7 protein-coding genes and 1 pseudogene are annotated in these 11,507 nt (G+C 65.6%); 5 read left to right on the top strand and 3 right to left on the bottom strand.

Features of this window, described 5'->3' with window-relative positions:
- Window positions 1–24 precede the first annotated feature (24 nt).
- Complete coding sequence (hisS, locus tag BBSC_RS04995) at window positions 25–1,410, bottom strand: histidine--tRNA ligase (protein WP_033519179.1); 1,386 nt, start codon at window positions 1,408–1,410, stop codon at window positions 25–27.
- A gap of 104 nt (window positions 1,411–1,514) precedes the next feature.
- Here hisS and BBSC_RS04990 point away from each other — a divergent pair, with 104 nt between their 5' ends.
- The 4 genes and pseudogenes from BBSC_RS04990 to BBSC_RS04980 all read left to right on the top strand — a co-directional run bounded on the left by BBSC_RS04990 (window position 1,515) and on the right by BBSC_RS04980 (window position 6,361).
- Window positions 1,515–2,966, top strand: a complete 1,452-nt coding sequence (locus tag BBSC_RS04990; protein ID WP_033519178.1) for a DUF349 domain-containing protein — start codon at window positions 1,515–1,517, stop codon at window positions 2,964–2,966.
- A gap of 162 nt (window positions 2,967–3,128) precedes the next feature.
- Window positions 3,129–3,734, top strand: coding sequence for a hypothetical protein (locus tag BBSC_RS04985; RefSeq protein WP_162180135.1), 606 nt, complete (start codon window positions 3,129–3,131; stop codon window positions 3,732–3,734).
- Window positions 3,735–3,911 (top strand): annotated as a pseudogene (locus tag BBSC_RS13905) (DUF349 domain-containing protein); the annotation flags it as partial.
- Window positions 3,912–4,210: 299 nt separating this feature from the next.
- Window positions 4,211–6,361: a hypothetical protein gene (locus BBSC_RS04980; protein ID WP_033519898.1), complete on the top strand. Its 2,151-nt coding sequence runs from the start codon at window positions 4,211–4,213 to the stop codon at window positions 6,359–6,361.
- Window positions 6,362–6,569: 208 nt separating this feature from the next.
- Here BBSC_RS04980 and BBSC_RS04975 read toward each other — a convergent pair whose 3' ends face one another.
- A complete protein-coding gene (locus BBSC_RS04975; protein ID WP_081892858.1) occupies window positions 6,570–9,212 on the bottom strand; it encodes an ATP-dependent Clp protease ATP-binding subunit in 2,643 nt (880 codons plus the stop codon).
- A gap of 142 nt (window positions 9,213–9,354) precedes the next feature.
- Between BBSC_RS04975 and BBSC_RS04970 the strand changes: the two genes are divergently transcribed.
- Complete coding sequence (locus BBSC_RS04970; RefSeq protein WP_033519906.1) at window positions 9,355–10,332, top strand: universal stress protein; 978 nt, start codon at window positions 9,355–9,357, stop codon at window positions 10,330–10,332.
- Window positions 10,333–10,470: 138 nt separating this feature from the next.
- Here the strand turns inward: BBSC_RS04970 and BBSC_RS04965 are convergent, their stop codons facing one another.
- Window positions 10,471–11,502, bottom strand: a complete 1,032-nt coding sequence (locus BBSC_RS04965) for a DUF3027 domain-containing protein (protein ID WP_046726212.1) — start codon at window positions 11,500–11,502, stop codon at window positions 10,471–10,473.
- Between the last annotated feature and the right edge of the window lie 5 nt (window positions 11,503–11,507).

Genomic DNA, 11,507 nt, shown 5'->3' with positions numbered 1-11,507 from the left:
TGCTTGAACTGCTGCTATCGCCGCTTAGATTTCCACGGTTTGCTGGGCATACACAGTATCCGGCTCCCACGACTGAGCATCGGCCGCGGTCTGCTCGCCGGTCACGATGTTCTTGACCTCGTCGCCGGCGCCCTCGCCGGCCTTGTCCGCGGGGAACCACACGTAGGGAATGCCGAGCTTGTCCGCGTACTTGATCTGCTTGCCGAGCTTGGCGGCGGTCGGGGCCACATCGGCCGCGATGCCGCGGGCGCGCAGCGCATTCGCGATCAGATTGGACGCGGGGCGGTCCTCCTCGTCCCACACGGCGACGAGCACGCTGGCCGGGGAGACGCGGCTCGCGTGCGCGCCGGCCGAGTGCAGCATGTAGGACACCAGCCGGGACAGGCCGATAGACAGGCCGACGCCCGGGTACTTGCGGCTGCCCTGCGAGGCGAGATTGTCGTAGCGGCCTCCTGAGCAGATCGAGCCGAGCGAGGCCGCGCCGTCGAGGAAGGTCTCGTAGACGGAGCCGGTGTAGTAATCGAGTCCGCGGGCGATCTTGAGATCGGCGATCACCGCGCCCGGGCGGATGCGCGCCGCCTCGTCGACGATCATCGCCAACGTGTCGAGCCCCTGGCGAGCCAGCTGGTACGCCTCGGAATCGGCGGCGATGCCATGCGCCTCGCACAGCGCGTCGAACTTGGAGGAGAGCTCCTTGCCGTCGGCGGCGGTCAATTCCGCCAGCTCAAGGCAGGCCCTGGCCTGCGCCTCGTCGGCGCCGCAGGTCTCGACGAGCAGCTTGGCCACCTCGTCGGCGCCGATCTTGTCGAGCTTGTCGATCTCGCGCAGCACGCCTTCGACGTCGCTCAGGCCAAGCCCGCGGTAGAACCCTTCGGACAGCTTGCGGTTGTTGGCGTGCACGGTCGCCTTCGGCAGTCCGTACGCGCGCAGCTGCTCAAGGGCGGAGACCATGACCAGCGGCAGCTCGACCTCGTAGTGCTCGGGCAGGTCGCCGTTGCCGACCACGTCGATGTCGGCCTGCACGAACTCGCGGAAACGACCCTCCTGCGGGCGCTCGCCACGCCAGACCTTCTGGATCTGCCAGCGCTTGAACGGGAAGGCGAGATCGCCCGAATGCTCGACCACATACCGGCTCAGCGGCACGGTCAGATCAAAGTGCAGACCGAGGCGATCCTCGATCGGAGTGTCGTTCTCCTGACCGACCTCCTGCAGGCGGCTCAGCAGGTAAATCTCCTTGCTGGTCTCGCCCTTCTTGAGCAGGCTCGAACCCTGCTCAACAGCACGCGTCTCAATGCCTATGAAGCCATTGAGCTCGAACACCCTACGGAGCGTGTCGATGACACGCTGCTCCACAACACGTTCAGAGGGGAGCCACTCTGGAAATCCTGAAATAGATGCGCCTTTAGCCACGGTTCCCTATAATAAGGGAGGTTGCGGAAAACGCGAGTCCGATCCCGCATCGGAAACGCGGCGTACGCAGCCTCTCTACCACCTTGTAGCTTAAGGAGCTGGCCATGGCCGACGAGAACGTCACCGACACCGAAAACACCACCGTAACCACCGAACAGGCAGCGGCGCCTGTTCATGAGGAACAGGCCAGCGCCACTCCCTCGCAGCCGACACCGGCAAGCATGCCGAAGCCTCACGCTCCCTCCCCCGCCGCGTTCGCCAAGAAGCCGGCCCAGCATGTGGCCGCCCCGGCGCCCGCCACCGGCTCGTACACCGACGCGGACGTGAAGGCCGCCGAGGCGTTCGGCCGCGTTGACGACAACGGCACCGTCTTCGTCAAGGACGGTGACACGGAGCGCGAGGTCGGCCAGTTCCCCGACACGTCCAAGGAAGAGGCGCTGGGCCTGTACGCCCGCCGTTACCTGGATCTCAAGGGCAAGCTGAACCTGCTGGCCGGCCGCCTCAAGTCCAGCAACGTCAAGGCGCATGAGATCGACGAGTCGCTCAAGACGCTGGCCGAGGAGACCGCCGAGCCCGCCGTGGTCGGCGACATCGCCGCGCTCAAGGCGCAGTTCGAAAGCCTTAAGGCCGCTGGCGAGGCCAAGAAGGCCGAGCTGTCCGAGGCCCGCAAGGCCGCCGTGGCCAAGGCCGTGGCCGAGCGCACCGAGATCGTGGTCAAGGCCGAAGAGCTGGCCGCCTCGCTGGGTGACAACACGAACTGGCGCTCCACCGCCGACAAGTTCCGTTCCCTGTTCGACCAGTGGCAGCAGCACCAGCGCACCACCGTGCGCATCGACAAGGCCGAGGCCGACGCGCTGTGGAAGCGTTTCTCCGCCGCCCGCACCACCTTCAACCAGTCGCGCCGCAAGTGGGCGCAGGCCCGCGACAACGAGCGCAACACCGCGAAGGCGGCCAAGGAGGCGATCATCGCCGAGGCCGAGGAGCTCAAGGACTCCACCGCATGGGGCGAGACCTCCCGCAAGTTCAACGACCTGATGGACCGCTGGAAGAAGGCCGGCCGCGCCGGGCGCAACGAGGACGACGAGCTGTGGGCCAAGTTCCGCGAGGCCGCCGACACCTTCTTCAACGCGCGCCAGGCCGACCGCGATCAGACCAACTCCTCCGAGCGGGAGAATCTGGCCGCCAAGGAGGCCCTGCTGGCCAAGGCCGAGGCGCTGGTTCCGGTGGCCGACGAGGCCGCGGCGAAAAAGGCCCGCGAGGCCCTCGCCTCCATTCAGGAGGAGTGGGACCAGATCGGCTATGTGCCGCGCGAGGACATGCGCCGCATCGAAGGCCGCCTCGACGCCGTGGACAAGCAGATCAAGGCCGTCGAGGACGCCGCGTGGAAGAAGTCCGATCCCGAGGCCGACGCCCGCAAGTCCAGCTTCGAGGAGCAGCTCAACGCGCAGCTCGAGGAGCTGAGCGCCAAGATCGAGGCCGAGACCGACCCGAAGAAGAAGGCCAAGCTCGAAGCCGAAAAGGCGACCAAGGAGCAGTGGCTCAACGCCATCAAGTAGTCTTCACCCTTGGTTGGTGACGATACGAGCGGGCAGCGTATCAGCGGTCGCCGCACCCCGCGGACCGCAGGTACGCTGCCCGTTCCGTTATCGCCGCTCTCCCGCGGACCGTCCGACGACGGCGGAGTCGCTTATCCCAGTTGACCGATAAGGAGCGCGTGTATGAGTGTGGTTGCTAGCACGGTGTCGTCCGTGTGGGTGGTGTTGTTCGATGACCCCCAGGACTTGGACTCGCCGTCCGTCAAACAACGCTTCGAGGAACTGATCCGCACCACCCTAGCCCCCAAGGACCTCATCACCGCGCTCTACATCACCAACAGCACGGCGCATACGATCATCTCCGGGGCGCCGGCAAGCATCTTCTTCAGCGACTGGAACCGACTGTCCCCCGAACAACTGGCCACACCGCAACGCATGTACGACGGCAGCCACCCGGCCGCACCCGAATGCCAGGCCATATGGTACGTCGTCGCCCAAAACCGCCTGCTGCTGGGCGACGACTCGGACGACATCCCCGTGACCATCCTGTCACTGTGCCACAAGACCCACCCGCAGGCCGACACGGCGATCAACGCCATACCCGGACCAATCAAACAACTCACCGACACCGGGAACGACGTTGATCCCGACGCGGACATACGCCGTATGCTCGACACCTTCCAATCAGACATGAACAACATCCGGCAATCCCTATCCACCATCAGCGCCGCCACCAGCGCCAGCACCACGTCGGCAGCCGATACCGCCAGCACTGCCAAAGGCGCCTAGGAGGCGATCGTCGCCGAGGCCGAGGGACTCAAGAACTCCACCGCATGGGATGAGACCTCTCGCAAGTTCAACGGCCTGATGGACCGCTGGAAGAAGGCCGGCCGCGCCGGGGGCTCCGAAGACGGCGAACTGTGGGACAGATTCCGCAAGGCCGCCGACGTCTTCTTCAACGCGCGCGCGAAGAACTTCCAGTAGACCGGCGCTTTGCGGCCTGAGGGGAGCACTGACGCAAACGCCTGAACCAAGCCGATTCGCATACGCTCCCCTCAGTCGGCTACGCCGGCAGCTCCCTCAGCGAGGGGAGCCATACGTCGATGTTCCGGCCAACCGCCGTATGCGGCCCTCGGCGCGCGGCGAAACATCCGTTGTGCTGTAATGAGAATCACCATGCACGCCGCGCATGCGCCACAGAAGAGAAGAGATGGGAGACGGATATGCTGCCTGGAGCGACGCCATTCTATAAGTCAAAGGTTTCCGTGAGCTTTGTCGAACCGGGCCGGTTCCCCAAACCCAACAGCCTGCTGTGGACCATCGTCAACACGGTGCGCATCTGGCTCAAGAACAAGGCCCGCTACGCCGGCGCCGTGCCGATGATCAACGCCGATGCCTCCGGAGGCATCACGGATCTGTGGGATTACGGCGTTTGGTCCAGGCTCATGGTCTACGGCAACGTGCTGCGCTACCAGACCGGCAACACCAAGGTGATCGTCACCGCCAGATCGCTGCAGGACGAGGACGGCAACGTGGCGCAGTGGGCGTGCCGGATCGTCGAGCAGCCGATCGGCATCGACAAGCAGGACATCGGACTGGAACGCGGCGGCCCGAGCATGACGGTCATCCCGCGCACCTGGTACACCGAATTCGGGTTCACGCTGCACCCGGATACCGGCGAGGAGGCGCGCCACCGCACCGTCAATCCCCTGCTGACGATATCGGTCTCCTACCTGGACCGCCCCGGGTTCCTGGGCGTCACCGAACCGGTGCCGACGCCCAATGTCCCCCGACCGGTGCGGTATCTGGCGTCGAACCGCAACCTGAACGTGACCGTCTCCGGCATGCCGGTGCGCTATATGAAGGCGATCGTCACCGCCGGCGGAGCCGGGACCGCAAACCGGGAACCCGGCGCACCGCAGGACGGCAGGCAGGCCGACGAATCCGATATGATCCTGACCGCTGATCTCGCCCCCAAGGAGTTCTGGGAGCTGGCCTGCGACCCGAAGCGGTCCTTCCCGATCGTCGCCCTGGGCAACGACTCGCAGACCGGACGCCCCATCGTCGACATCGATTCGCTCGCCGAGCTTCTGTTTCCCAACGCCATGGTCGTCACGGCACGGGATGCGGACTCGCTCGGCCTGCTGAGCGGATGCGCCCCGGATGACTCCTTCGCGTTCCCCGAACACGGCCTGCGCGTCTTCTTCCCGTTCCCGGCGATGGCCGACGACGCCGAGACGCTCCGGCGCGAGGCCACCCGTCACCCCGTCCTGTCCGAAACGCAGATATGCTCCTACCGCGATCTGCATGGCTACGACGGGGAGCCCGACCTCACCGATCCGGCACTGTTGCTGCTGCGCCGCACGCTGGCGCGCGCGATCAATCCGTTGGAGAGCGACGTATGGCTCACCACCGATTCGCTCAAGGCCAAGCAGGAACGGCTCAGGCTGCGCGACGAGATCCGCCGGTCGCAGGACGAACTGTCGCAGGCTCGGGAGCGCTTCCACCAGACGCAGCACGATATCGCCGCGCAGCGCGACCGCCTGCAGCAGGAGCTCGACGAACAGACCGAGCTGCTGGAACTGATGCAGCATGCGCCAAGCGAGGAGCCCGACAAGACCGAGAAGGACACGGACCAGCTCAAGACGCGCATCAAAGAACTGACCCAGCAGCGCGACGACGCCCAGCAACTCGCCGAATACGGCGAGGAGGCGGAGAACCGGCTCGAACAGGCGAATCTCAAGATACACGAGTTGGAGCAGGACAACGACCGGCTCGAACAGGACCGGGACAACCTGCGCATCCAGCTGGACCAGATCCGCATGGACGCGGCGTACCAGAACGACTCCGACCAGTCCGGCGCCGTGGATACGACCGGTCTGGTGCGTGCCATGAGCGGCAACAAGCGCAGCTATACCGCGATCGTCGAATTCTTCCAGCGCAAGTATGCCGACCGGATCGAAATCCTCGACAGGGCATGGAAATCCCTGGACGAATGCCGGGCAATGCCGATGCTGCTGTGGCAGAGCATGGAGCTGCTGTGCAGCCTACCAGTGCTACGACGGCACGTATGCGGGAGGCAACCCGGAGAACACGTTCACCGATCACAACACGGTCAACGCGGCCATCACCCTAGCCAGTTCGGAAGGAGCCAAAACCAAGGAGGACAACAAGCTGATCGGCAAAAGGAGGATGACCGCGCCGGACGGCAGCACCTACGTGATGCTCAAGCACCTCAAAAGCGGCGGCAACGAACGCCGCGACAACTTCATCCGCGTCTATTACGAGTGGGATGCGAACAAGCGCCGGCTCGTGGTCGGCAGTATCGGCCCGCATCTGGAGAACTACCAGACCGGCAAGGTGCGGTAGGAAGCCGCCTCATTCATCCTTGTACTGTGTTTGGCTCCCCTCCATGAGGGAAGCTGGCCGCGTAGCGGCCTGAGGGGAGGATTACCGCGAACGCTTGATATTAAGCCGATTCGCGCGTGCTCCCCCTCAGTCGGCTACGCCGACAGCTCCCCTCAGAGAGGGGAGCCAAAAAGTAATGCCGGATATGGAAGAAGCTCCCCACAAGGGGAGCTTCTTCCATATCCGGCAAGGCTCATGCCGCCGGACCGGGTCGCGTCACTGGCGCGGCGTTTCGGTCCTGTCGCCGGCGGCCGCATCGGATGCGGACACGAACTTGGGTTGGTCGTCGCCGGCAGGCGCCTCGGCCTCGGCGTCCTCAGCACCGGCGGCTGCCGCATCGCCGGCCGCATCGCCTTCGGCGCCTTCCGCGGGCTTCGGCTGTTCGAAGTCCTCGCCCTTGAAGGTGAATTCCTCGTCGAGCACGTTGTCGCCCTCGGTGTCCACGGTCACCTTCTGGCCGTCCTCGAGCTCGCCCATCAGGATCTTCTCCGAGATGGCGTCCTCGATGTCGCGCTGGATCACGCGGCGCAGCGGGCGGGCGCCGAGCAGCGGGTCGAAGCCCTTCTGCGCGAGCAGGTCCTTGGCCGCGTCGGTCAGCTCGAGCGACATGTGGCGGTCGAACAGGCGGTCGTTGAGCTGCTTGACGTCGAGGTCAACGATCTGGCGCACCTCCGGCTCGGTCAGCTGCCTGAAGACGATGATGTCGTCCAGACGGTTGAGGAACTCGGGGCGGAACTGCTGCTTGAGCTCGCTCGACACCTGGTCCTTCATGCGCTGGTAGCTCGATTCGTTGTTCGATCCGAGGTTGAAGCCCGTGTTGGCGGCCTTCGCGATGTCGCGCGTGCCGAGGTTCGTGGTCAGGATGATGATGGTGTTCTTGAAGTCCACCTTGCGGCCCTGGCCGTCGGTCAGATGGCCGTCATCCAGCACCTGCAGCAGCGTGTTGAAGATGTCCGGGTGGGCCTTCTCGATCTCGTCGAACAGCACGACGGAGAACGGCTTGCGGCGCACCTTCTCGGTGAGCTCGCCGCCCTCCTCGTAGCCAACGTACCCCGGGGGCGCGCCGAAGAGGCGCGAGGCCGCGTACTTCTCGGAGAACTCGGACATATCCACGCGGATGAGCGCGTCCTCGTCGTCGAACAGGAACTCGGCGAGCGTCTTGGCCAGCTCGGTCTTGCCCACGCCGGTGGGGCCGGCGAAGATGAACGAACCGGCCGGGCGCTTGGGATCCTTCAGGCCGACGCGGGCGCGGCGGATCGAACGGGACAGCGCGGAGACCGCCTCGTCCTGGCCGATGATGCGCTTGTGCAGCTCGGACTCCATGTTCATGAGCTTCTTGGACTCGGCCTGGGTGAGCTTGAACACCGGGATGCCCGTGGTGTTCGAGATCACCTCGGCGATCACGTCCTCGTCCACGACCATCTTGACGTCGGAGCCGCCCTCGCGCCACGAGGCCTCCTTGCTCTTGCGCTCGGCCTCCAGCTTCTCCTGGCTGTCGCGCAGCTCGGCGGCCTTCTCGAAGTCCTGGCCCTTGATGGCCTCGTCCTTCTCCCCCGCGAGCTTGGCGATCTTCTGGTCGAGCTCCTTGAGCTCGGGCGGCGCGGTCAGGCGCTTGATGCGCAAGCGGGCGCCGGCCTCGTCGATCAGGTCGATGGCCTTGTCGGGCAGGTTGCGGTCCTGGATGTAGCGGGCCGACAGTTCGGCCGCGGACTGCAGCGCGCCGTCGGTGATCGTCACCTTGTGGTGGTTCTCGTAGCGCGAACGCAGGCCCTTCAGGATCTCGATGGTCTCGGCGATCGTCGGCTCGTGCACCTGAATCGGCTGGAAACGACGCTCCAGCGCCGCGTCCTTCTCGATGTACTTGCGGTACTCGTCGGTCGTCGTGGCGCCGATGGTCTGCAATTCGCCGCGGGCCAGCATCGGCTTGAGCATATCGGAGGCGCCGAGCGCGCCGTCCGCCGAGCCGGCGCCGACGATCGTGTGGATCTCGTCGATGAACAGCACGATGTCGCCGCGGGTCTTGATCTCCTTGAGGACCTTCTTGAGGCGTTCCTCGAAATCGCCACGGTAGCGCGAACCGGCCACCATGGAGCCCAGATCCAGCGAATAGACCTGCTTGCCCTTCAGCGTCTCGGGCACGTCGCCCGCGTTGATCTTCTGCGCGAGGCCCTCGACGACGGCGGTCTTGCCGACGCCGGGCTCGCCGATCAGCACCGGGTTGTTCTTGGTGCGGCGGGAGAGCACGACCATCACGCGCTCGATCTCCTTGCTGCGGCCGATCACCGGGTCGAGCTTGCCTTCGGCGGCCTCGGCGGTGAGATTGCGGCCGAACTGGTCGAGGATCGCGGAGCCGGTCTGGCTGCGCTTGTCCTGCACACCGCCGGCGTTCGCCAGATCGCCCTTGCCGGCGTCCGTCGTGGCCGAATTGCCGCGGATCATATCGATGGTCGCGCTGCGCAGCTCGCCCAAGTCCACATCCATCTTGATGAGCACCTGCGTGCCGACGCCCTCGCCCTCACGGATCAGGCCGAGCAGGATGTGCTCGGTGCCGATGTAGCTGTGCCCCAGCTGCAGCGCCTCGCGCAGACTCAGCTCCAGCACCTGCTTGGCGTGCGGCGTGAAGGGAATGTGGCCGTTGGGTGCGGCGTTGCCCTTGCCGATCATCTCCTCGACCTGCTTGCGGGTGTCCTCCAGGGTCACGCCCTTCGCGGCGAGCGCCTTCGCTGCGACGCCTTCGCCCTCACGGATCAGGCCGAGCAGCAGATGTTCGGTGCCGATGTAGTTGTGCTGAAGGGTGCGAGCCTCTTCCTGCGCCAACACGATCACGCGCCGGGCACGGTCGGTAAACCGTTCGAACATGCTTGTCCTTCCACTCTTGGTAGTCGTTTCAACACTCTACCGATTCGCGGTGACGTTTATGACGTTTCGCCCCCGAATTGCGCTCTAGACGCAACGAATGACGATATGCTGGACGTATCGGCTCTTCGTGGAGGAGGACATCATGACCGACAACACATCCAATGGAACCATGGCCGACATCATGGTCGGGGTCGACGGTTCCGACGAATCCTTCGCCGCGCTGCGCTGGGCGCTGCGCGAGGCCCAGCTGACCGGGCAGCGGGTCAACGCCGTGTACGGCTGGACCCGATCGTGGGACATGGGCTCCGAACCGGACAGCGACGAGGCCTGGGAGCGCACCCGCCAAAGCATCGTCGAGAAACTGCAGTCGTGGGTCGACGAGGCCGTGGCCGGTCTGGACCTGACGACCGACAACGTCACGCTCACCTCGGTGCACGCGTCCGGCGCGTCCGCGCTGCTGCAGATCGGGCACGACGCCCAGCAGCTGGTGGTCGGGCGCCGCTCGCTCGGCCGCGTGGCCCGCTGGTTCACCGGCTCGTTCTCCGCGTCGCTGGTGCAGGAGGCGAAGGTGCCGGTGACCGTGGTGCGCATCTTCAACGACGAGGACGAGAGCATGCAGGACGCGATCGCCAACGCGCTGACGCCCGGCAACGCCCCAGTCGGGTTCGCCCGCCCGGACACCGAGGAGAACCACCGCCCGGTGGTCGTTGGCGTGGATGGATCGAACACCTCGCGGCACGCCCTGCGGTTCGCGATCCATGAGGCGAGCGTGCACCACCTGCCCCTGCATGTGCTGTTCTGCTGGCAACTGAAGGATCTCGGCACGATCGCGGGCTACGAGAACGCGATCGCCCCGATCGACGAGGGGCAGAAGCGGGCCGAGGATGTGCTGGCGGCCATGGTGGAGAGCGAGGCGCAGACCATACTCGACGCTGGCGTCGAGATCCGCTCGCACGCCTTCCACATCTCCGCGGCCAAGGGGCTGATCTCGGCGTCCCGCTACGCGAGCCATCTGGTGGTCGGGTCGCGCGGCCTGTCCGGATTCGACGCGCACTTCCTCGGCTCGGTGTCCAAGCAACTCGTCAACCTCGCCGAGTGCACGCTCACCGTGGTGCACTGAGCGACCGCGCATACCCGGGACATGAATTTTGGCTCCCCTCTCTGAGGGGAGCCAAAATTCACGACTAATACGAACAAGGGGCTTCCCTCGCTTGAGGGAAGCCCCTTACGTTTGAACGACAGGCAACGTGCGCGGCGATCACTCGGGCAGCTGGGACCTGAGGACGATCGCGCCTTCGGGGATCTCGATGCCGGCGGCCTCAAGCTGCTCGATGAGCTCGACCGGCCCCCGCTCCTCGCGAGGCGCCTGGGCCACCACGTCGATGTGCAGATCGTCGTACGCCGGCTTGGACTGCACCCACAGATGCGTCGGCTCCGGCGGCTCGATCTCCGAATGCTCGCCGCACCCGTGATCCACGGACACCACGCGCCCGTCGTCGGGGCTCCACTTGTTCGCGCACACGCCGAACATCAGGTTCAGATCGCCCTTGAGCTGGATGAAGAAGCCGCAGTTCGCGCAGATGTTGCCGTCCGCGGTCTTGGTGGACAGGGACTTCGGACCGCGGGGACCCTCATACCAGCGCTTCGCCGTCTGGGCGCGCCCGAGCGGGCTCATCACATGCCGGCGCGACAGTTCGAATTCGTTCACCGCATCGGCGATATCCTCCTGCGAGGTCGGTGCCGGGGCATCGGCATCGCCGTCGGCCGCGGTGTCGGCCGCATCGCCGGACGCGTCCGGAGCGGGCGCCGGCGCCGTATCGGCCGCAGCGGCGTCGCCGGACGCGGCGACCGGCGCATCGGCTTGCGCCTTGGCGTCTTTCTCCTCCGCCGCCGGTTCCTCGGACACCTCCGCCACGGCGGCCTGAGCCAGATCCAGGCCCGTCTCCAGGCGCGGATCGTCGGGATCGGTGCCGAGCGCATCGGTGACCGACAGGTCGGTAGGCTCGAGACGGTCCTTCCACGGCACCCATTCCGGCGGGCGCAGCGCGGCATCGGTGGGAATCAGGGACGATTCGTTCACCGTCCAGTGCTCCGCCTCGACGTCGTGGTACAACGTGATCGTCCACTGCCACCCCTCATACCCCTTGGTGGCGCAGACGAAACGGAAATCCGTCACATGGTCGTCAAGTTCGATCGCCTCGACGAAATCGCCGACCTGATCGGGCGCATCCGCCACGTCAAGGGCGACCGCCCGTGCGATCGATACGGGATCCAGTGTCGTTTCGGGCATATATC

Origin of the sequence: Bifidobacterium scardovii JCM 12489 = DSM 13734, from assembly GCF_001042635.1 — a bacterium.
GTDB classification, from domain to species: domain Bacteria; phylum Actinomycetota; class Actinomycetes; order Actinomycetales; family Bifidobacteriaceae; genus Bifidobacterium; species Bifidobacterium scardovii.
Note: the sequence above shows the minus strand (reverse complement) of the source record. Positions and strands in the feature narration are given on the sequence as shown.